A 20,445-nucleotide genomic window follows, 5' to 3' on the forward strand; every position below is an offset into this window, starting at 1 on the left:
CTACTTCTTGTCCGGCGCACAGGCCTGCTGCACCACCTTCGCCACGCTTGTGCCGGCGGTCGAAGGGGGCAAGCCGCTGGTGCCGTACCAGTCGGCGTGGACGGCCCGGTCCATGGCGATGTTGGTCTGCTGCATGCACCAGACCCCGAGCTTCTCGGGATAGCGGGTCTTCAGCTCGGCCACGACCATGGCGACGCAGCCGGCGTCGCGCGGCTTGCAGGGTTTGGTCTGGGGCCGCTTGCCGGTCACCGTGACGCCCTCAAGCACCTTGGCCTTCGCCGGTGGGAGGGCTGGCGAGGGGGTCTGGGCGGCGGCGGACCCCGCGACGGCGAGGGCGGCGGCCAGCAGGACAGCGAGTTTGCGCATGCCGCAGCTTAAGCCGATCGGCGTTTCACGAATATGGCAGGCGCGTTTCATCGAGCGTCACCACCCAGTCGGCGCGGCCGGGCATTTCTGCGAGGATCCAGCGCGTGAGCCGCTCGTAGTGGGCGACGAAACGGGCGATTTCGGTCTCGCTCATGCCGCCGGCGCCGGTCGCGCGGAGTTTCGCCTCCTGTTCGGCGCGCCAGCCGGCGACCACCTTGAAGCTCGGCGCCTCCAAGAGGATCAGGTCGTGCAGGCGCGCGAACAACGCCTGGTAGGGGCCGTCGAGCTGATCGTTGACGTAGCCGCGCCAGATCCCTTGCGGGTCCTCGTCGCGCTCCAGGTCGTTGACCGGTGTCGCCAGCGCCGCGCGGCCCTGGCTCACCGCGCCGACGCACCAGCCTTCCAGGATGATCACATCGACCGGCGAGGCGACGGTCTGCCAGGTCCCGCGCGGCGCGCGGTTGTCGGTGGCTTTGTCGAAGCGGGGGAGCGAGACCTTGCCCTTCGAGCGCAACTGGTCGATCGCCGTGCCGGCCATGCCGACGTCGTGGGTGCCGGGCGGCCCGCGGACGGCGAGCAGCGGATGGACCTCCCTGGCCAGGCGCTGGCGGGCGTCGCGGGTCATGTAGAAGTCGTCCAGCGACAGCGCGATGGCGCGCAGGCCACGCTCTTCGAGTAGCCGCACGGCGTATCCGGCGATGGTGGTCTTGCCCGAGCCCTGGGCGCCGCAAAGTCCGATCACCGCGCAGCGTTTGCGGTCGATGCGGCGGCGCTGGGCGCGTGCGGCCAGGGGCTCGCAGACCAGCTCCACGGTCCGGCGGAACGTCTCGGGAAGGCCTTCCTCGGCGATGAAGCGGTCCAGCCCGGCGTCGTCCACTCAAACCCCTTGAGGGGGATCAGCCCCCGCTATAGCCGCCGATCACCGGCAGGATCTCGCCGGTGATGTAGCTCGACGTCTGCGGCGAGGCGAGGAAGACGTAGGCCGGCGCCAACTCTTCCGGCTGGGCCGGACGCTTCATCGGCGTGCCACCGCCGAATTTCGACGCGCTTTCGGGGTTCTTGTCGGCCGGATTGAGCGGCGTCCAGACCGGTCCCGGCGCGACCGCGTTCACCCGGATGCCCTTGGGGATCAGGTGCGTGGCGAGCGAGCGGGTGAAGGCGTGGATGCCGCCCTTGGTCATCGAGTAGTCGAGCAGGTCCTTGTTGCCCAAGAGGCCGGTGACCGAGCCGGTCATGACGATCGCCGAGCCGGGCGCCATGTGTGGCACGGCGGCCTTGGCCATGAAGAAATAGCCGTACAGATTGGTCTTCAGGGTCCGGTCGAAGTGCTCTTCGGTGAGGTCCTCGAAGTCCTCCACATGCTCCTGGAAGGCGGCGTTGTTGACCAGGACGTCGAGCTTGCCGAGCTCCTTCACCGTTCGCTGGACGGCGGCCTCGGCGAATTTCGCCTCGGCGACGTCGCCCGGGATCAGGATGGCGCGGCGGCCCTCCTTCTCGACGGCGGCCTTGGTCAGTTCGGCGTCCTCGTCCTCATCGAGATAGGCGATGGCGACGTCCGCGCCCTCGCGGGCGAACATCACGGCGACGGCGCGGCCGATGCCGGAGTCAGCGCCGGTGATCAGCGCCACCTTGCCCTCAAGCTTGCCGGAGCCCTTGTAGTAGGGCGCGTCCCACAAGGGCTTGAGCTCCAGGTCGGCCTCCAGTCCGGGCTTTTCGAGGTGCTGCTTGGGGAAGGGCGGGGCGGGGTACAGGCGCGCGCCGGCTTGCATCGGCTTTTCATCGTCTTCCGGCGGCTTGAAGGAACGGCCCTCCTTCGCGTCGATCTCACTCTGGATCTTGCGTTCCTGTTCCGCGGCGCGCGCGGCCTCGCCTCGGAATTCGCCGTCGGCGCCGGTGCTGCTCATGATCGATTTCCTTCGAACTGCTGGACCTGATCCAGCAATCGACGAAGGGGATACTGGTTCCCGGCCTAGGACCGATGGGCGGCATACACCGCCAGCGCGCGGTCCAGGTCGGCGATAAGGTCGTCGGGGTGCTCCAGGCCGATGTGCAGCCGGATGAGGGGCCCGCCGTAGTCGCGCTTGATCTTGCGGATCCTGAGCTGCGGGTCGCAGGAGACCGCCAGGCTCTCGAACCCGCCCCAGGAGAAGCCCAGGCCGAAGAGGGTCAGCGCGTCCAGGAAGGCGTTCACCGCCGCCTCCGGGCCGGGCTTGAGGGCGAAGGCGAAGAGCCCGCAGGCGCCGGTATAGTCGCGGGCCCAGAGCTCATGGCCAGGCGCGCCGGGAAGGCCGGGGTGGAGAACCTCGCCGACGGCGGGTTGCTCGCGCAGCCAGACCGCGACCGCCAAGCTGCTCGCGCCATGCCGCGCCAGGCGGGTGGGGAGCGTCCGCAGGCCACGCAGCATCTGGTAGGCGTCCTCGCCTGCCACGGCCCAGCCGACGTTGTGGATGCCGTCTTCGAGGGCGTGGACAAGCGCCGGATCGTTCGCCGCGGCCGAGCCCATGAAGATGTCGGAGTGGCCGCCCACGTATTTGGTGAGCGCCTGCAGCGCGATGTCCACGCCGTGGTCCAGGGGCTTGTAGAGGTAGCCCGCGCCCCAGGTGTTGTCGGCGACGGTCAGGATGCCGCGGGCGCGCGCCAGTTTCGCCACCCCCGCCATGTCCTGCATCTCGAAGCTGAGCGAGCCGGGCGATTCCATCAGGATCATCCGCACGGCGTCCGATGCGCCGCCGACCAGGGCCTCGGGCGTCGCCTGCGGATCGAAGTAGCGGACCGCGACGCCGAAGCGCTTCAAGACGTGATCGCAGAACCGGCGGGTGGGCTTGTAGACGGCGTCGGTGACCAGCACCTCGTCGCCGGTCTTGAGCACGGTCAGTAGCGCGCCGGTGAGCGCGGCCAGGCCCGACGGATAGAGGGTGACGCCCTTGGCGTTCTCCAGCTCCGCCAGCGCCTCGCGCAGGGCGAACTGGGCGGATAGGCCCTGGCGGCCGTAGGTAAGCTGGCTCGCGTCGTCATAGAGGCTGGCGGCGTTGGGCAACAGTACCGTCGAGCCCTTCTGGATCGGCGGCCCGACGGTCTTGGCCTGCAACTCCGTGGCGCCGCCGGCGCGGATCAGGCGGGTTTCCTCCCGGCTGTCGGAACGGGGGCCTTTGGGTGCAGGCATTCGGGTTGCGATGGCCTAGTCTGCCGGGCGAGAGTGCCTCGGCGCACTTAGGGCCCGAGGGTGGGCTCTTTCAAGGAGCACGGATGATCCGGCGGCTGGCCGCGGCGACGTTTCTGACGGCGGGGCTCCTTTGGGGCCTGGCCGGTTGCAATGACGCCTCCAAGCCCGCGCCGGCGGCTGCGCCCGCCGGCAAGGCCGCGACCCCCGCCGAAGCCCACTACAAGGCCACCCCCAGCAAGGTGCTGGCCGCCGTGCGCAAGCGCGGCTACGTCGCCTGCGGCGTGAACCCCGGGCTGCCGGGCTTCGCCTATCCGGACATCCGGGGGACCTGGCGCGGTTTCGACGTCGATATCTGCCGGGCGGTCGCCGCCGCCGTGCTGGGCGATGCGAGCAGAGTGCGCTTCACCCCGATCAGCGCCCAGGACCGGTTCAGCGCCCTGCAGAAGGGCGAGATCGACATCCTGTCGCGGAACACCTCCTGGTCGTTCTCCCGCGATGCGGGCCTGGGCCTCGACTTCGCCGCGACCACCTATTTCGACGGTCAGGGGTTCCTGGCGCCCAAGGCGCTCGGCCTGACCAGCGCCCAGGAACTCTCCGGCGCGCGCATCTGCGTGCAGGCCGGCACCGCCAGCGAGGCCAACCTCGCCGATTTCTTCCGGGCGCGGGGCCTCAACTACAAGCCCGTGGTGGTCGCCTCCGAGGCCGAAGCGCGCCGGCTCTACGAAACCGACGGCTGCGACGTCTTCACCGCCGACATCTCGGCGCTCGCCGGATCGCGCTCGGTGCTCAACAACCCCGGCGCGCACGTGATCCTGCCCGACGTGATCTCCAAGGAGCCACTGGGGCCGGTCGTGCGCCAGAACGACGCCGCCTGGGCCGACATCGTCCGCTGGACGGTCTACGCCATGATCCTCGGCGAGGAGCTGGGCCTGACCTCCAAGACGGTCAGCCAGGCGCGCGAGACCGCGGTGGACCCGCAGACGCGGCGGCTGCTCGGCGTCGAGGGCGACTACGGCGCCATGCTGGGCCTCTCGAAGGACTGGGCCTTCCAGGTGATCCGCCAGGTCGGCGCCTATCACGAGATCTTCGGCCGCGACATCGGCGCGGGCTCGCCGCTGAAGCTGGACCGCGGCCTGAACGCCCTTTGGAACGCGCCAAAGCCCGGGCTGCTCTACGCCCCGCCGCTGCGCTAGAGCGCGAGCCGCATGATGCAGCGGTTGGCGACGTCGAGGCCGAGCGCGGCCTCATGCGCCGGCAGAGCGGCCAGCCGCGGATTGGCCTGCGCCTGCGGGACCTCGACGAAGCCGAGCCCCGCATAGAACGGCCCGTTCCAGGCGATGTCGCGGAACGTGGTCAGGGTCACGGCCGGAAGGCGCCTCGCCCGGGCGTCGGCGGCGACGGCCATGACCAGGGCGCGGCCCGCGCCGCGCTTCTGGGCGTCGAGCCGCACGGCCACTTCCCAGAGGTGCAGGGCGTCCTCGAAGGCTTCGACACAGGCGAAACCGAAGGGTTTGCCGTCCTCGGTCGCCACCCAGACCCGACCCTCAGGGATGAGCGGCCGGTAGTAGCTGGCCGGCGAAACCGTGTCGCTCGAGACAGCGGCTTGGCTGGACCCCAGAAAGGCGCGGCCGGCGGACCGTTCGATCTCTGGCAGCAGGGCGATGTCGGAGAGGCGGGCGAGGCGGATTTCGATGGGTCAGGCCCCGGTGACGACGGCGGTGTCGGGGCGGGCGCCCCACTCGGTCCAGGAACCGTCATAGACCGCAGCCCGGTCACGGCCGATGCGCGCGAGCGCGAGCGCCAGGACTGAGGCGGTGATCCCCGAACCGCAGGTCGTCACGATGGGACGATCCAGGTCGACACCGGCCTCGCGGAAGATCGAGGCGAGCTCGGCGGCGGGCTTCATGCGGCCATCGGGCTCCAGGAGGCTGTCGAAGGGGATGTTGCGGGCGCCCGGCATATGGCCTGACCGCACGCCCTCGCGCGGTTCCGGGACTTCGCCGCGAAAGCGGGGTCCGCCTCGCGCATCGACGATCTGCTCGGCGCTTGACCCGATCAGGGCGCGGACGTCGTCGAGGTTGCGGAGCAGGGCGGGTTCGAAGGCGTGGCCGACGGCGACGGGCTTGGCCGCGAGATCGCCGCTCTCCACGGGCCGCCCTTCCGCACGCCAGGCCCGGAATCCGCCGTCGAGCACGAAGACCTTTTCGAAGCCCATGACCCTCAGCGTCCACCAGACGCGCGCGGCGGCGCGGACGCCGAAGCTGTCGTAGGCCACGACGGTGGCGTCGCGGCTCAGGCCCAGTTGGCCCACGGCCTGGGCGAAGGCCTCGGGGCTCGGCAGCATATGCGGCAGGTCGGTCGCACGATCGGCGATCTTGTCGATGTCGAAGAAGACAGCGCCTGGAATGTGGGCCTCCAGGTATTCGGCGCGGCCGGAGCGCGCCTCGGCCGGCATCCACCAGCTTCCGTCGACGATCCGGATGGCCGGGTCATCCAGGCGTTCCGCGAGCCAGGCGGTGGAGACCAGCGGGTCGCTCATTCCATCCACGCCGGCGCGGGCAGGCCGCGCTCCCTCAGGAAACCCGGGTTGTAGATCTTCGACTGATAGCGCTGGCCATGGTCGGCGAGCACGGTGACGATGGTCTTGCCGGGCCCGAGGTCCTGGGCCATCCGGATCGCGCCGGCGACATTGATCCCGGTCGAGCCGCCCATCACCAGGCCCTCGTGCTCGACGAGGTCATAGAGCGCCAGCAGCATCTCCTCGTCGGAAATCCGATAGGCCTTGTCGATCACCAGGCCGTCCAGGTTGGCGGTGATGCGGCCCTGGCCGATGCCCTCGGTGATGGAGTTCCCCTCCGACTTGAGTTCGCCGTCGGTGTACCAGCTGTAGAGCGCCGCGCCGTGCGGGTCGGCCAGACCGATGGCGACGTCGGGCCTGTGCGCCCGCAGCGCATCGGCGACGCCGGCCAGGGTGCCGCCGGATCCGACCGCACAGATGAAGCCGTCGACGCGGCCGTCGGTCTGGGCCCAGATCTCCGGGCCGGTGCTGCAGACATGGGCCTCGCGGTTGGCGACGTTGTCGAACTGGTTGGCCCAGACCGCCCCGGCCGGCTCTTTCGCGTCAAGCTCCTCCGCTAAACGCCCGGAAATTTTCACGTAATTCATCTCGTTGGCGTAGGGGACGGCGTCCACCTCGACGAGTTCGGCCCCATAGAGCCGGATGGCGTCCTTCTTCTCCTGGCTCTGGGTGCGCGGGATGACGATGGTGCAGCGATAGCCGAGCGCCTTGGCGACCATGGCCAGGCCGATACCGGTATTGCCGGCCGTGCCCTCGACGATCCGGCCGCCGGGCCGGAGCAGGCCCTTGGCTTCGGCGTCGCGCACCATCCAGAGCGCCGCACGATCCTTCACCGACTGGCCGGGGTTCATGAACTCGGCCTTGCCGAGAATCTCGCAGCCGGTGAGAGCGCTGGCGCGACTGAGCCGGATGAGCGGCGTGTTTCCGATGGCGTCCAGGACGCTGCCCGCGATGGTCATGGCCGCTACTTAAGCGCGGCAGGCGCGAAGCAGAAGAGGCCGCCTAGGCTTTGGCCAGCGAGAGCTGCACCACGTTGGTGCGCTCCATGCGGAAGCCGGCCTCGCAATAGCCCAGGTAGAACTTCCACAGCTTGCGGAAACGCTCGTCGAAGCCGAGGGGTGCGATGTCGCCCCAGGCCGCGTCGAAGCTGCGGTGCCAATGGGCCAGGGTGTCGGCGTAGTCCTGCCCGAACCGCGTCAAGGCCGTCCAGGCGAGGCCGACCTTGTCGGTCACCTGCCGCAACCGCTCTTCCGAGGGCAGCATGCCGCCCGGGAAGATGTACTTCTGGATGAAGTCCGCGCGGCCGCGATAGTCCTCGAAATCCTCGTCGCGGATGGTGATGATCTGCAGGCCCGCGCGGCCGCCCGGCTCCAGCGCATCGTGGATCTTGCTGAAATAGGCCGGCCAGTACTTTTCGCCCACCGCCTCGAACATCTCGATCGACGCCACCCGGTCGAACCGGCCCTCCACGTCGCGATAGTCGACGAAGCGGATGTCGGCGCGCTCGTTCAGGCCCTGGGCGAACATGCGCTCCTTGGCGAACTTGAACTGCTCCTCGGAGATGGTGATGCCGGTCACCTTGGCGCCCACCTCGCGGGCGGCGAACTCGGCGAAACCGCCCCAGCCGCAGCCGATCTCCAGCACGCTCTGGCCGGCCTGCAGACCCATACCCTGCGCCAGCGCCCGATATTTGGCGGTCTGGGCTTCGGACAGCGGCTGGTCCGGGCGCTCGTAGCGAGCGGACGAATAGGTCATCGTCGGGTCAAGCCAGCGCTCGTAGAAGGCGTTGCCCAGGTCGTAGTGCGCATGGATGTTCTTGCGCGCGCCCTCGCGGGTGTTGCCGCGCAGCGCGTGGCGGATGCGGTTGAAGGTCCAGGCCAGCGGATTGCCCATGGTCACCCGGCGCAGCCGCGCCCAGTTGGCCGCGAAGACGCAGAGCAGCGCCGGCAGGTCCGGCGTGTCCCACTCGCCGGCCATGAAGCCCTCGGCGAAACCGATGTCGCCGGTGGCCAGCACGCGGCGCATGAAGCGGAAATCATGGACGATCAGCCGGCCGTCCAGGCCGGGCTCGGCGCCGGCGATCTTCAGCTCGCGGCCGGACGGCATGACGAAGGTCACCGACCCCAGCATCCAGTTGCGCGCAATGATCCTGAGCGCCGCGCGGAAAGTCGCCGGCGCGCCCGCCAGCTCCGGCAGGCGGAAAAAGGCCCGGCGATCGCTGGCGAGCCTCGTGAGCGTAGATTCCTGGGCCAAGCTCATGCTGGTGGTCCCCACTCCCTGCCTTCGACAATAACACCAATCCCGAGCCCGGCGAGAGGACTCGCACCACAGGGGATTACGGGGCGTGCTGACGAATAGATGTGGGGAGGGGGCCGCAGGCCGCAACTTGCGCCGCGATCCGACGCGCGCCACCTAGCTCAGTATGGGATTTCAGGACTAGAACCGCGCATGACCCAGCCCAACGCCGTCATCGAGATCAAGCCCGCAAACGGGCCGGCCGTGCGCATCGGCAACGCCGAGCGGCTGTCGATCATCGCCGGGCCCTGCCAGCTCGAAAGCCGCCAGCACGCCCTGGAGACCGCACATGCCCTGAAGGAGATGGCGCGGCGTCTCGACGTCGGCCTGATCTACAAGACGTCCTTCGACAAGGCCAACCGCACCTCGGTGAACACCCAGCGGGGCGTGGGCCTGCGCGACGCCCTGCCGATCTTCGCCGAGATCCGCGAGGTCACAGGCCTACCGACCCTGACCGACGTCCACGAGATCGACCAATGCGCCGAGGCCGCCGAAGCGGTCGATGTGCTGCAGATCCCCGCCTTCCTGAGCCGCCAGACCGACCTGCTTCTGGCCGCCGGCCGCACCGGCAAGGTCGTCAACGTCAAGAAGGGCCAGTTCCTCGCGCCCTGGGACATGAAGAACGTGGTCGGCAAGGTGCTCTCCACCGGCAATCCGAACGTCATGGCCTGCGAGCGCGGCGTCTCCTTCGGCTACAACACCCTGGTCTCCGACATGCGCGCCTTGCCGATCCTGCGCGAGATCGGCTGTCCGGTGGTGTTCGACGCGACCCACTCCGTACAGCAGCCGGGCGGTCAGGGGACGACCTCGGGCGGACAGCGGGAATTCGTGCCGGTGTTGGCCCGCGCCGCGGTGGCCGTGGGCGTTGCCTGCGTCTTCATGGAAACCCATCCCGACCCCGACAATGCGCCTTCCGACGGCCCGAACATGGTGCCGATGAGCGAGTTCGAGGCGCTGGTCGGCGAGCTCCTGGAGTACGACGCCCTCGCCAAGCGCCGCCGGCCGGCCGCTTGACCGCGCATGCGACGCGCCGCACAGGCTAGCGCCATGGACTTATCCGCGCTCCAGCACCTCCTGGGCCTGGCGCCCGGCCGGCGCGTCGCCTGTGTCGGCGACCTGATGGTCGACCGCTTCGTCTATGGCGAGGTGAGCCGCGTCTCGCCGGAGGCGCCGGTGCCGGTCCTGGTCCGCTCTCGCGAGCTCGTCATGCTGGGCGCCTCGGGCAATGTGGCGCGAAACGTCGCCGCGCTCGGCGGCGAGGTGTCGCTGGTCGGCCTGATCGGCGGCGATTCCGAAGGCAAGGAGGCCTTGCGCCTGGTGGGCGAGGAGACCGGCGTCGAGGGCTATCTGGTCACCGACGCGGACCGCCCGACCACGCTGAAGACCCGGTTCGTCTCCGGCGGTCAGCAGCTCTTGCGCGTGGACCTCGAAACCAGCCGCGCCGTGACCGGCGAGGTCGAGCAGCGCCTGGTGCGCACGATCCGCGACGCCGCTAAGGACGCGGGCGCGATCCTGCTCTCCGACTACGGCAAGGGCGTCGTCACCGAGGCCGTGATCGCCGCCTGCCGCGATGCGGCCGCGGAGTCCGGCGGCAAGCTGGTGGTGGATTCCAAGGCCCGCTCCTTCGCCCGCTACGGCGCGGTCGACATGATCAAGCCCAACGCCGCCGAACTCGGCCACGCCACCGACCTGCCGACCGAGACCGATGACGAGGTCGAGGTCGCCCTGATCAAGGCCCTCGAACTCTGGGAGGCCAAGGCGATCCTGGTGACCCGCGCCTCGAAGGGCATTTCCCTGGCGGTTCGCGGCGAGAAGGTCCGGCACTTTCCGACGGCGGCGCGGGAGGTGTTCGACGCCTCTGGCGCGGGCGACACGACGCTGGCCGCGCTCGGCCTGGCGCTGGCCGCGGAGGTCGCCATCGAGGACGCCATCGCCTTCGCCCAGCTCGCTTCCGGCGTGGCGGTGGGCAAGGTGGGCACGGCGACGGTGTCGCCGGACGAACTGATCGAGGCGGCGCTGTCGGCCCACATGGCCCCGGCCGAGGCCAAGGTCGCGACCGCCCAGCGGATGATGGACGAAGTCGCCCGCTGGCGCGCCAAGGGCCTGAAGGTCGGCTTCACCAACGGTTGTTTCGACATCCTGCACAAGGGCCACGTGGCCTATCTGGCCCAGGCCCGGGCCTGGTGCGACCGGCTGATCGTCGGGCTGAACTCCGATGAGAGCGTCCGGATCCTGAAGGGCGAGGGGCGGCCGGTGAACGACCTTGAGTCCCGCGCCCTGGTGCTGGCGGGCCTGGGGTCTGTGGACCTGGTGGTGCCCTTCGAGGAGGAAACGCCGGTGAAGCTAATCGAGGCCGCCCGGCCCGACGTGCTGGTCAAGGGCGCCGACTATGCCGAGAGCGAGGTCGTCGGCGGCGAACTGGTCAAGGGCTGGGGCGGGGAGGTGAAGCTCGCCGCCATCGTCGAGGGCTATTCCACCACCGCGGCGATCGCCAAGATGTCCCGGAAGGCCTCGGCATGACCCAGCGCCGCATCGCCTTCGTCACCGGAGGGGCCGGGTTCATCGGCTCCAACATCGTGGCCAAGCTCGCCGAGGACCGGACGCTCGACGTCGTGGTCTGCGACCGCCTGCGCGAGGCCGAGCTCGGCAAGTGGAAGAACATCGCCAAGCACGCGATCGGCGACTTCGTGGCGCCGGAGGAGATGTTCGATTGGCTGGAGAAGCGCTGGCGCGACATCGAGGTGGTGGTCCACATGGCCGCGGTCTCCTCGACCACCGAGCCGGACGCCGACAAGATCGTCCATTCCAACTTCACCCTGAGCCGCGACCTCTTCCGCTGGTGCGCCGACCGCCAGCGGCGGTTCGTCTACGCCTCCTCCGCGGCGACCTATGGCGATGGGGCCTACGGCTTCGACGACGACAACGGCTATGAGGCGCTGGCGGCGCTTCGTCCGCTCAACACCTACGGCTGGTCGAAGGCGCTGTTCGACCTTTTCGCCATGCGTCAGGCGCTTCGCGACTACGCGCCGCCGCAGTGGGTGGGGCTGAAGTTCTTCAACGTCTACGGGCCCAACGAAGAGCATAAGCACGCGATGAAGTCGGTGGCCTCGCAGATCTGGCCGCATGTGCGCGACGGCCACGGGGTGCAGCTCTTCAAGAGCTATCGCCCCGACGTGCCGGATGGCGGCCAGAAGCGCGACTTCGTCTACGTCCGCGACGTCGCCGATATCACCGAGTGGCTGACCCAGAGCCCGGAGGTGAACGGCATCTTCAACCTGGGCTCCGGCGAGGCGCGCAGTTTCGAGGACATGGCGCGCGCGGTCTTCGCGGCGGCCGGCAAGAACGCGCAGATCGACTACACGCCGATGCCTCCGGCCATCCGCGACAAGTACCAGTACTTCACCGAGGCCCGGATGGATCGGCTGAAGGCCGCGGGCTACGCCAAGCCCATGACGCCGCTGGAGGAGGGGATTGGCGACTACGTCCGGTCCTATCTCAGCCAGCCCGACCCCTACCGCTAGCCATGAGCGAGCCGTGGCCGCGCCCGAGGCGGTGGCTGGCGCTCAGCCTCATCGGCGCCCTGGTGGTCCTGGGCCTGGCCTTCGCGGTCTTCCGCGGCGACCTGATCCGCTATTCGCTCGATCCCAAGACACCCTTCCAGACCTATAGGCCGCCGCCGGCGCCCGACTATGCCCAGCGCGCGGCCTGGTTCCTGCTGCCGACCACGCCGCAGGCGCCGGCCGCGACGGAGCCGGCGGCCGACGTCTTCTTCGTTTCGCCGACCACCTACGAGGGCGGCGCCGACTGGAACGGCCCGATCGCCGACCCGAAGGCCGACCGGGTGTTCCGGCGAGTGATGGCGCCGAACTACGCCGGGCCGTTCGTGCGGGTCGGGCGGATCTTCGCCCCGCGTTACCGCCAGGCCGGCCTCTACAGCCTCCTCACCCTGCGCGAGGACGCCCGCGACGCGCGCAAGTTCGCCTATGGCGACGTGGCCGCGGCCTTCCGCTACTGGCGCGACCATGACTGGCAAGGCCGGCCGTTCCTGATCGTCGGCGTCGAACAGGGAGGCACGCTCGCCGCGCGCCTGCTGGCCGAGGAGGTGGCGCCCAACGCCCAGCTCCGGGCGCGGCTGGCCGGCGCCTATCTGATCGAGACGGTCGTTCCGGCGACCCATCCGGTCCTGCCGCCCTGCATGCGGCGCGACCAGGCCGGCTGCCTCGCCGCCTGGGCCAGCGTGCCGTCGAGCGAGATCGACCGGGGCCGCATCCTGCTCGACCGGGCGCTCATCTGGGACGCCGCCGGCGAACTGCAGAATCTCGAAGGGCCGGCGCTTTGCTTCAACCCGATCCTTGGCGCAAGCGTCGAAGAGCCGGCCCCGGCCCGCATGCACGAGGGGGCGGCCAACGCCACGGGCCTCGAATGGGACGCGCGCCCGGCCTTCCTGGCGCGGCAGGTCTCCGCCCACTGCGAGGGCGGCGTGCTGCGCGTCTCGGCGCCTAGGTCGGCCTCGCTGAAGCCCTCCGGATCCTGGGCCGAACAGCGCATGGCGCCCGGCTTCAACCTCTTCTATGCCGACCTGGAGAACGACGCGCGGGCCCGCGTGGCGGCCTTGACCCCACGCTGAGCCTGGGTCCTCGTAAGCTCAACGAAAAGGGAGGACGGACCATGGCCGAGGCCAATCGCCAGATCGTGCTGGATCGGCTGCCGCAGGGCGACAAGCTCGGCCCCCAGCATTTCCGACTGACCGACGCCGCGCGGCCCGCGCCGGGCGAGGGCGAAGTGCTGCTGCGCACCCGCTACATCTCGCTCGACGCCGCCAACCGCGCCTGGATGCAGGGGGCGACCTACCGCTCCGCCCTGGAGTCCGGCCAGGTGATGGCCGGCGGCGCCCTGGCCGAGGTGGTGGAATCCAACGCTCCCAACCTGAAGCCGGGCGACGTGGTGTTCGCCGACACCGGCTGGCAGGACTACGCGGTCCTGCCAGCCAAGCGCCTGACGAAGCTGCCGGCCCTGGAGCCGATGACCCACTTGATGAGCGTCTACGGCATCGCCGGCCTGACCGCCTATTTCGGCCTTCTGGAGTGCGGCAAGCCCAAGGCCGGCGAGACGGTCGTGGTCTCGGCCGCGGCCGGATCGGTGGGCTCTATCGTCGGCCAGATCGCCAAGCTCAAGGGCTGCCGGGTGATCGGCGTGGCGGGCGGGGCCGACAAGGGTCGCTGGCTGGTGGACGAACTCGGCTTCGACGCGGCGCTGGATTACAAGGCCGGCGGCCTGCGGCAGCAGATGAAGGAGGCCGTCCCCGAGGGGATCGACGTCTATTTCGACAATACCGGCGGCGAGATCTTCGAGACCTGCCTCTTCGCCATGAAGAACTTCGGCCGCATCGCCTGTTGCGGAGCCGTCTCGCAGTATGACGGCGCGGCCCCGCCGCACGGCCCGCGCGGCATCCCCGGCCTGATCGTCACCAAGCGCCTGACCCTGCGCGGGTTCGTGGTGATGGACTTCGACGACCAGCGCGAGGCGGCGCTCAAGGAACTGCAGGGCTGGGTGACGTCCGGCCAGCTCAAGGTCCAGGAAGACATAATCGAGGGCCTGGAGAACACGCCGGCCGCGCTCATCGGCTTGCTGAACGGCGAGAACCGCGGCAAGCGGATGATCAAGGTCCGGTAGGGCGCAAGCTTCGCTTTCGTCTTTGGTTCGCAGGCGAATCGCCGCGAAATCCGAGGTCTTATCTCCGGCTGACGGGAGCTGCCTCCAATGAGCGCAGTCCACAGATACGACGAGCCGCCGCTTGCTGAGGACGACTATGCCTCCGATGAGGCCTCGACCCTGACCTGGCGGCTCAAGGTCAAGCTGGATGACCTGAAGGCCGCCGGCTATCGGGTTCAGTGGATCGAGGTCTCACATGAGGCGCTGGTGACCTTGTTCGCCGACGGCGGCGACCAGGCGATCCTGATGGATCCCGATCCGGCGATCGACCGGGCGTGGTTCGGCGAATTCGAGGTGCGGCCGACCGACAAGTCCTGCATCTGGATCTACCTCGAAGGCGAATATGACGACCTGAGCGTGCATATCGTCACCTGAACGCTCAGCCGGCGTCCCGAAGCCCCAGTCCCGCCTTCCAGTCGAACAGTTCCTGCAGCACCTGCAGCGCCTTGCCGCGCTCGGTCTTCAGCTCCGGGTCGCGGTTGACGATCAGCCGGGCGTCGTCGCCCGCCGCCGCGATCAGGTCGCGGTGGGGCCCAAGAACATCGGCGAAGACGTAGTCGGGGAAGCCGGACTGCTTGAGCCCGAGCGCATCGCCGCCGCCGCGCAGCTCCAGGTCGGTCTCGGCGATCAGGAAGCCGTCGTCGGTGCGCCTGAGGATATCGAGCCGCTTCTGGGCGGTCTCCGACAGCGGCGGGTCGTAGAGCAGGACACAGGCGCTCTCCTGCCGCCCGCGGCCGACGCGGCCTCGGAGCTGATGGAGCTGAGCAAGACCGAAGCGCTCGGCCTGTTCGATGACCATGATGGTGGCGTTGGGCACGTTGACGCCGACCTCGACCACCGTGGTGGCGACCAGGACGGAGAGGCGGCCGTCCGCGAACTCGGCCATCACCGCGTCCTTGGCGGCCGGCGCCATCCGGCCGTGGATCAGCCCGACGCTGGGGCCGATGGTCTGTTTCAGCTCCTCGGCGCGGGTTTCGGCGGCCTTCAGGTCGATCAGTTCGGACTCCGACACCAGCGGGCAGATCCAGAAGGCCTGGGCGCCGCCCTTCACCGCGTCGCGCAGCCGGGCCTCGACCTCGCCGATGCGGGTCATGGGCGCGGCGCGGGTGGCGACCGGCGTGCGGCCCGGCGGCTTCTCGTCGATCCGGGAGACGTCGAGGTCTCCGTAGAGCGTCAGCTCCAGGGTGCGCGGGATCGGGGTGGCGGACATGGCGAGCAGGTGGGTCGCCCAGCCCTTGGCCTGCAGCCGCTGCCGCTCGGCGACGCCGAAGCGGTGCTGCTCGTCGACGACGGCGAGCTGCAGCTGGTGGAAGGCCACCTCGTCCTGAAAGAGGGCGTGGGTGCCCACGGCCACCTTCACCGCCCCCGAGGCCAGCGCCCGCAGCTTCTCGGCGCGGCCCGCGCCCTTGTCGCGGCCGGTGAGCAGGATGACCCCGACCCCGTGGTCGGTGAGCGGGCCGGAGATGGTCTCGAAGTGCTGGCGCGCCAGGATCTCGGTCGGCGCCATCAGCGCGCTCTGGCCGCCGCCGGCCGCCACGTCAGCCATGGCGCACATGGCGACCACGGTCTTGCCGGAGCCCACATCGCCCTGGATCAGCCGGCTCATCCGCTCGCCCGCCGCGAGGTCGGCGCGGATTTCGCCGAGCGCGCGGTCCTGGGCGCCGGTGAAGGCGAAGGGGAGGTCGGCGCGGATCTTCGCGGCGGTGTCGCTGGCGGCGATCTTCGCGGCGGGCTCTTTGCGGCGCTCGGCCTTGCGCTGGGCCATGGCCAACTGCTGGGCCAGGAGCTCGTCATAGGCCAGGCGGCGGTAGTGGACGCTGGACGGCGCGAGGTCGGCTTCGGTTTCGGGGTTGTGCAGGCGCGCCAGAGCCTCGCGCCACGCCGGAAAGCGTTCGCGGGCGAACCAGGCGGCGTCCTGCCATTCCGGCAACTCCGGCGCACGCTCCAGGGCCTCCAGGGCGAAGGTGCGCACCCGGCGCGCCGGCAGGCCCTCGGTGGCCGGATAGATGGCCTCCAGCTCGGGTATCTCGTCGCGTTTTTCCGGCGCGACCATGTAGTCGGGATGCACCATCTGGCGGCCGAACTTCTCATCCTCGACCTTGCCGGAGATGATCCGGCGCGCGCCCACCGGATGGCGCTGCTCCAGCTGGTCGGCGAACCGGCCGAAGAACACCAGGGTGATGAAACCGGTGGCGTCGGCCACCCGCATCCGCAGCGGTTGGGCCTTGCTGCGCGGCGGCTGGTGGTTCTCGATCACCACCTCAAAGGTCATCACCTGGCCGTCCGCCGCCGCCGAGAGGCTGGCCGGCGTGCGGCGGATCAGCGAGTGCGGGGTCAGGAACAGGACATCGCGGACGATCGGCCCGGCCAGCTTCTCCAGCAAGGGCGCCACGCGCGGCCCCACCCCCTTGAGCGAGGTGACGGGCGCAAAGAGCGGGAACAGAATCTCGGGCCGCATGTGCGGAGCATAGCCGACTGGCGCGATCCTGGCTGGCAATGGGGGACCGCGCGCTCTATATCCGCCACCTCTTCATGACGACCGATGACGACGCCCGGCTGAAAAAGCTGAGGTTCCGCGCATGGCGCCGGGGCTTCAGGGAAGCGGACCTCATTCTGGGGCCGTTCGCGGACAGGCATGTCCCGGACTTCTCGGGGCCCGAGCTGGACTGGTTCGAAGGCCTGCTCGATCAGCCCGACCAGGACGTCTACGCCTGGATCATCGGCACGATGCCGACGCCACCTGCATACGACTGCGAGATCATGAACCGGATCAAGGCGTTCCGGCTCGAGGTTCACGGAGACGGCGCCCGTGGCGGCTGACGGCTCCCGTCCGACGACGGCGGCGCAGATGCGCCGGGTGGCCGACGATCCCGGCGGGCTGGACCTGATCGGCGCGCCGGAGGGCTTCGACGCGCTGGTCATGGCCGACGTCGTGCGGGCGCGCAAAGGCCTGTCGGTGTTCGTGGCCCGAGACGGCACCCGGCTTTCGGCCTTCGTGGAGGCCTTCCGTTTCTTCGCCCCTGAGGTCGAGATCCTGACCTTCCCGGCCTGGGACTGCCTGCCCTACGACCGGATCGGACCCTCGGCGGGCGTCGCCGCCCAGCGGATGACCACGCTGTCGCGGCTCTGCGACGGTCTGGACGAGAAGACGCCGCGCCTGCTCGTCACCTCCGTGCCGGCGGTCGTCCAGCGCGTGCCGCCGCAGAGCGCGGTCAGGCGCGCCGGCTATTCTGCCCGGAGCGGCAACATCGTCGAGATCGCCGACCTCGAGACCTATTTCGCGATCAACGGCTATCAGCGCGCCTCGACGGTCTCGGAAAAGGGCGAGTTCGCCATCCGCGGCGGGGTGATCGACGTCTTTCCGCCGTCCGCCGACGAGCCGGTGCGGCTGGACCTCTTCGGCGACACCCTGGAATCCATCCGCGCCTTCGATCCCGAGACCCAGCGGTCCACCCGCCAGCTCACGGAGGTCAGCCTCCTGCCGGTCAGCGAGGCCCTGCTCGACAAGGAGGCGATCTCCCGCTTCCGGTCCGGCTACCTGGAGACCTTCGGAGCGGCCGGCGACGATCCGCTCTACGCTACGGTCTCGGAGGGCGGCCGGCGTGCGGGCATGGAGCACTGGCTGCCGCTGTTCTATCCGGCGATGGCGACGCTCTTCGACTACCTTCCGGACGGAGCGGTCGTGGCGCTCGACCATCTCGCCCGCGAGGCGCGCGACGAGCGGCTGGCGCTGATCGCCGACGCCTACGAGAGCCGCGCCCAGACCGAGCGGCGGATCCACTACCACCCGCTGGAGCCCCACCGGCTCTACCTCACCGCCGACGAATGGAAGACACTGCTCGCCAAACGGGCCACGCGGCGGTTCTCGTCCTTCAACGAGGCCGAGGGCGACACCGTCATCGACATGGGCGCCAGCGCCGGCCGCAGCTTCGCGCCCGAACGCCAGAAGGACAGCGTCAACCTGTTCGAGGCCACGGCCGATCATGCCAAGGCGCTCGCGGCGGCCGGCAAGCGGGTGCTGTTCGCCTCCTGGTCGGACGGTTCGTCCGACCGCCTGGGCTCGATGCTCGCCGACCACGGGCTGAAGGACATCCCCTTCGCCGCCTATTGGGACGCGGCCAAGGCGGCGAACCCCAAGACGCCGCAGCGCGTCGTGCTGCCGCTGGAGTCCGGCTTCGAGACCGAGAGCCTGGCGGTCATCTCCGAGACCGACATCCTGGGCGACCGGCTGTCGCGTCCGCGCCGCCGCCGGCGGGCGTCGAACTTCCTGGCGGAGGCCTCGGCGCTCACCCAGGGCGACCTCGTCGTCCACATCGACCACGGCATCGGCCGCTACGAGGGGCTGAAGACCCTCGACGTGCAGGGCGCGCCGCACGACACCCTGGAGATCCACTACGGCGGCGAGGCCAAGCTCTACCTGCCGGTGGAGAACATCGACCTCTTGACCCGCTACGGCGCCGAGTCCGAAGGCGTGATCCTCGACCGGCTGGGCGGGGCGGCCTGGCAAGCCCGCAAGGCCCGCGCCAAGACCCGCCTGCGCGAGATGGCCGAGGGCCTGATCCGCATCGCCGCCGAGCGGGCCACCCGGGTCACCGATCCGATGGACCCGCCGCACGGGGTGTTCGACGAATTCTGCGCGCGCTTCCCCTACGAGGAGACCGAGGATCAGCTCACCGCCATCGGCGACGTGCTGGAGGACCTTTCGGCGGGCAAGCCGATGGACCGGCTGATCTGCGGCGATGTCGGCTTCGGCAAGACCGAGGTGGCGCTCCGGGCGGCCTTCGTGGTGGCGATGAGCGGCCAGCAGGTGGCGATCGTGGCCCCGACCACGCTGCTCGCCCGCCAGCACTTCAAGACCTTCTCGGACCGCTTCGAAGGCTGGCCGGTGAAGGTCCGCCGGCTGTCGCGACTGGTGCCGGCCAAGGAGGCGGCGGAGACCCGCGAGGCGCTGAAGAACGGCGAGGTGGAGATCATCGTCGGCACCCACGCGGTGCTCTCCAAGCAGGTCGGCTTCCGCAACCTGGGCCTCGTCGTCGTCGACGAGGAGCAGCACTTCGGGGTCAAGCATAAGGAGAAGCTCAAGGAGCTTCGCGCCGACGTGCACATGCTGACCCTGACCGCCACGCCGATCCCGCGCACCCTGCAGATGTCGCTCTCCGGCATCCGCGAGATGTCGATCATCGCCACCCCGCCGGTCGACCGGCTGGCGGTGCGCACCTACATCACGCCCTGGGACCCGGTCGTGGTCCGCGAGGCCCTGCTGCGCGAGAAGTACCGCGGCGGCCAGGCCTACTACGTCGCCCCGCGCATCTCCGACCTTCCCGAACTGGCCCGCTACCTGCGCGAACAGGTGCCGGAGGTGAAGTTCGTGGTCGGCCACGGCCAGATGGCCCCGACCCAGCTCGAGGAGGTGATGAGCGCCTTCTACGACGGCCAGTACGACGTGCTGCTCTCGACCACCATCGTGGAGAGCGGCCTCGACATTCCGACCGCCAACACCCTGATCATCCACCGGGCGGATATGTTCGGCCTGTCCCAGCTCTACCAGCTGCGCGGGCGGGTCGGCCGGGCCAAGAGCCGCGCCTACGCCTACATGACCACGCCGGCGGAAAAGCAGATCACGCTCTCCGCCGAGCGGCGCCTGAAGGTGCTGCAGTCGCTGGACAGCCTGGGAGCCGGCTTCCAGCTCGCCAGCCACGACCTCGACATCCGCGGCGGCGGCAACCTGCTCGGCGAGGAGCAGTCCGGCCACATCCGCGAGATCGGGGTCGAGCTCTACCAGCAGATGCTCGAGGACGCGGTCAACGAGCTGAAGACCCGCGCCGGCGCCGAGGGCCTCGACAACGACCGGGGCTGGTCGCCGCAGATCAACACCGGCGCGGCCGTGCTGATCCCGGAAGAATATGTCCCCGACCTCAACGTGCGGCTGTCGCTCTACCGGCGCCTCTCCGACGCCGAGAAGGCGCAGGATCGCGAAGCGCTGGCCGCCGAACTGATCGACCGTTTCGGTCCGCTGCCGCCGGAGGCCGGGCAACTGCTGAAGGTCGTAGCCATCAAGGGCCTCTGCCGCGAGGCCAATGTCTCGAAGATCGACGTCGGGCCGAAGGGCGCGGTCGTCTCGTTCCGCAATGACGACTTCAAGAACCCCGGCGCGCTGATTGAATTCGTGTCGAAAAACCAGGTTGCCTGGCGGGTCCGCCCCGACAACAGGGTGGTGGTGAAGGGCGAGTGGGAGACGCCGGAACAGCGGCTGAACGCCGCCGAGCGCGTGCTGAGCGAACTGGCGCGGCTCGCCGTCTAGGGGCGCTTCGATCTCCGGGCGGATCGCCGG

The 20,445-nt window shown here is 69.6% G+C and carries 18 protein-coding genes; 9 read left to right on the forward strand and 9 right to left on the reverse strand.

Annotated features, from left to right (window positions below; genetic code table 11):
- From ACESMY_RS17335 to metC, 4 genes are all read right to left on the reverse strand, one after another.
- The gene (locus ACESMY_RS17335; protein WP_372785863.1) at window positions 1–366 is read right to left on the reverse strand and encodes a hypothetical protein; all 366 of its coding nucleotides are present in this window, start codon (window positions 364–366) and stop codon (window positions 1–3) included.
- Window positions 367–391: 25 nt separating this feature from the next.
- The gene (locus tag ACESMY_RS17340; protein WP_372785864.1) at window positions 392–1,243 is read right to left on the reverse strand and encodes a kinase; all 852 of its coding nucleotides are present in this window, start codon (window positions 1,241–1,243) and stop codon (window positions 392–394) included.
- A gap of 19 nt (window positions 1,244–1,262) precedes the next feature.
- The gene (locus ACESMY_RS17345; RefSeq protein WP_372785865.1) at window positions 1,263–2,270 is read right to left on the reverse strand and encodes an SDR family oxidoreductase; all 1,008 of its coding nucleotides are present in this window, start codon (window positions 2,268–2,270) and stop codon (window positions 1,263–1,265) included.
- Between the two features lie 65 nt (window positions 2,271–2,335).
- Window positions 2,336–3,529 carry a cystathionine beta-lyase gene (gene metC, locus ACESMY_RS17350; protein ID WP_372785866.1) on the reverse strand — a complete coding sequence of 398 codons (1,194 nt, stop codon included), beginning with the start codon at window positions 3,527–3,529 and terminating at the stop codon, window positions 2,336–2,338.
- Window positions 3,530–3,612: 83 nt separating this feature from the next.
- Between metC and ACESMY_RS17355 the strand changes: the two genes are divergently transcribed.
- A complete protein-coding gene (locus ACESMY_RS17355; protein ID WP_372785867.1) occupies window positions 3,613–4,722 on the forward strand; it encodes an amino acid ABC transporter substrate-binding protein in 1,110 nt (369 codons plus the stop codon).
- Here ACESMY_RS17355 and ACESMY_RS17360 read toward each other — a convergent pair.
- From ACESMY_RS17360 to ACESMY_RS17375, 4 genes are read right to left on the reverse strand one after another with little or no spacing between them, the layout of a single operon-like run.
- Window positions 4,719–5,222 (reverse strand): GNAT family N-acetyltransferase, encoded by a 504-nt coding sequence (locus ACESMY_RS17360; protein WP_372785895.1) that lies wholly within the window; start codon window positions 5,220–5,222, stop codon window positions 4,719–4,721. The genes ACESMY_RS17355 and ACESMY_RS17360 overlap by 4 nt on opposite strands.
- 3 nt (window positions 5,223–5,225) lie before the next feature.
- Entirely contained in the window at window positions 5,226–6,068 is an 843-nt protein-coding gene (sseA, locus tag ACESMY_RS17365; protein WP_372785868.1) for a 3-mercaptopyruvate sulfurtransferase, read from the reverse strand.
- Window positions 6,065–7,066 carry a cysteine synthase A gene (locus ACESMY_RS17370; protein ID WP_372785869.1) on the reverse strand — a complete coding sequence of 334 codons (1,002 nt, stop codon included), beginning with the start codon at window positions 7,064–7,066 and terminating at the stop codon, window positions 6,065–6,067. The genes sseA and ACESMY_RS17370 overlap by 4 nt, the downstream gene beginning before the upstream one ends.
- A gap of 43 nt (window positions 7,067–7,109) precedes the next feature.
- On the reverse strand, window positions 7,110–8,366 hold the full coding sequence (locus tag ACESMY_RS17375) for a class I SAM-dependent methyltransferase (RefSeq protein WP_372785870.1): 1,257 nt from the start codon (window positions 8,364–8,366) through the stop codon (window positions 7,110–7,112).
- Window positions 8,367–8,555: 189 nt separating this feature from the next.
- Here ACESMY_RS17375 and kdsA point away from each other — a divergent pair, with 189 nt between their 5' ends.
- The 6 genes from kdsA to ACESMY_RS17405 all read left to right on the forward strand — a co-directional run bounded on the left by kdsA (window position 8,556) and on the right by ACESMY_RS17405 (window position 14,489).
- Window positions 8,556–9,416, forward strand: a complete 861-nt coding sequence (gene kdsA / locus ACESMY_RS17380) for a 3-deoxy-8-phosphooctulonate synthase (RefSeq protein ID WP_372785871.1) — start codon at window positions 8,556–8,558, stop codon at window positions 9,414–9,416.
- 33 nt (window positions 9,417–9,449) lie between these two features.
- Window positions 9,450–10,922 carry a D-glycero-beta-D-manno-heptose 1-phosphate adenylyltransferase gene (rfaE2, locus tag ACESMY_RS17385; protein ID WP_372785872.1) on the forward strand — a complete coding sequence of 491 codons (1,473 nt, stop codon included), beginning with the start codon at window positions 9,450–9,452 and terminating at the stop codon, window positions 10,920–10,922.
- Window positions 10,919–11,923, forward strand: coding sequence for an ADP-glyceromanno-heptose 6-epimerase (gene rfaD / locus ACESMY_RS17390; RefSeq protein WP_372785873.1), 1,005 nt, complete (start codon window positions 10,919–10,921; stop codon window positions 11,921–11,923). Before rfaE2 ends, rfaD begins: the two co-directional genes overlap by 4 nt.
- Window positions 11,924–11,925: 2 nt before the next feature.
- On the forward strand, window positions 11,926–13,029 hold the full coding sequence (locus tag ACESMY_RS17395; protein WP_372785874.1) for a DUF3089 domain-containing protein: 1,104 nt from the start codon (window positions 11,926–11,928) through the stop codon (window positions 13,027–13,029).
- A gap of 41 nt (window positions 13,030–13,070) precedes the next feature.
- Entirely contained in the window at window positions 13,071–14,075 is a 1,005-nt protein-coding gene (locus tag ACESMY_RS17400; protein WP_372785875.1) for an NADP-dependent oxidoreductase, read from the forward strand.
- A gap of 87 nt (window positions 14,076–14,162) precedes the next feature.
- Window positions 14,163–14,489, forward strand: a complete 327-nt coding sequence (locus ACESMY_RS17405; RefSeq protein ID WP_372785876.1) for a hypothetical protein — start codon at window positions 14,163–14,165, stop codon at window positions 14,487–14,489.
- 4 nt (window positions 14,490–14,493) lie between these two features.
- Here the strand turns inward: ACESMY_RS17405 and recG are convergent, their stop codons facing one another.
- Complete coding sequence (gene recG, locus ACESMY_RS17410; RefSeq protein ID WP_372785877.1) at window positions 14,494–16,572, reverse strand: ATP-dependent DNA helicase RecG; 2,079 nt, start codon at window positions 16,570–16,572, stop codon at window positions 14,494–14,496.
- A 38-nt stretch (window positions 16,573–16,610) separates the two neighbouring features.
- On the opposite strand from recG, the gene ACESMY_RS17415 reads away from it, so the two are divergent.
- Both ACESMY_RS17415 and mfd read left to right on the forward strand, forming a co-directional pair.
- Complete coding sequence (locus tag ACESMY_RS17415; protein WP_372785878.1) at window positions 16,611–16,934, forward strand: succinate dehydrogenase assembly factor 2; 324 nt, start codon at window positions 16,611–16,613, stop codon at window positions 16,932–16,934.
- 28 nt (window positions 16,935–16,962) lie between these two features.
- Entirely contained in the window at window positions 16,963–20,415 is a 3,453-nt protein-coding gene (gene mfd / locus ACESMY_RS17420; RefSeq protein ID WP_372785896.1) for a transcription-repair coupling factor, read from the forward strand.
- Window positions 20,416–20,445 lie beyond the last annotated feature (30 nt).

This window comes from Phenylobacterium sp. (assembly GCF_041691455.1).
Classification (GTDB): Bacteria; Pseudomonadota; Alphaproteobacteria; order Caulobacterales; family Caulobacteraceae; genus Phenylobacterium.

Coding starts and splice junctions, on each gene's coding strand:
- ACESMY_RS17335 (WP_372785863.1), bottom strand. CDS start 366: ATGCGCAAACTCGCTGTCCTGCTGGCCGCCGCCCTCGCCGTCGCGGGG.
- ACESMY_RS17345 (WP_372785865.1), bottom strand. CDS start 2,270: ATGAGCAGCACCGGCGCCGACGGCGAATTCCGAGGCGAGGCCGCGCGC.
- metC (WP_372785866.1), bottom strand. CDS start 3,529: ATGCCTGCACCCAAAGGCCCCCGTTCCGACAGCCGGGAGGAAACCCGC.
- ACESMY_RS17355 (WP_372785867.1), top strand. CDS start 3,613: ATGATCCGGCGGCTGGCCGCGGCGACGTTTCTGACGGCGGGGCTCCTT.
- sseA (WP_372785868.1), bottom strand. CDS start 6,068: ATGAGCGACCCGCTGGTCTCCACCGCCTGGCTCGCGGAACGCCTGGAT.
- ACESMY_RS17370 (WP_372785869.1), bottom strand. CDS start 7,066: ATGACCATCGCGGGCAGCGTCCTGGACGCCATCGGAAACACGCCGCTC.
- ACESMY_RS17375 (WP_372785870.1), bottom strand. CDS start 8,366: ATGAGCTTGGCCCAGGAATCTACGCTCACGAGGCTCGCCAGCGATCGC.
- kdsA (WP_372785871.1), top strand. CDS start 8,556: ATGACCCAGCCCAACGCCGTCATCGAGATCAAGCCCGCAAACGGGCCG.
- rfaE2 (WP_372785872.1), top strand. CDS start 9,450: ATGGACTTATCCGCGCTCCAGCACCTCCTGGGCCTGGCGCCCGGCCGG.
- rfaD (WP_372785873.1), top strand. CDS start 10,919: ATGACCCAGCGCCGCATCGCCTTCGTCACCGGAGGGGCCGGGTTCATC.
- ACESMY_RS17395 (WP_372785874.1), top strand. CDS start 11,926: ATGAGCGAGCCGTGGCCGCGCCCGAGGCGGTGGCTGGCGCTCAGCCTC.
- ACESMY_RS17400 (WP_372785875.1), top strand. CDS start 13,071: ATGGCCGAGGCCAATCGCCAGATCGTGCTGGATCGGCTGCCGCAGGGC.
- ACESMY_RS17405 (WP_372785876.1), top strand. CDS start 14,163: ATGAGCGCAGTCCACAGATACGACGAGCCGCCGCTTGCTGAGGACGAC.
- recG (WP_372785877.1), bottom strand. CDS start 16,572: ATGCGGCCCGAGATTCTGTTCCCGCTCTTTGCGCCCGTCACCTCGCTC.
- ACESMY_RS17415 (WP_372785878.1), top strand. CDS start 16,611: ATGGGGGACCGCGCGCTCTATATCCGCCACCTCTTCATGACGACCGAT.
- mfd (WP_372785896.1), top strand. CDS start 16,963: ATGCGCCGGGTGGCCGACGATCCCGGCGGGCTGGACCTGATCGGCGCG.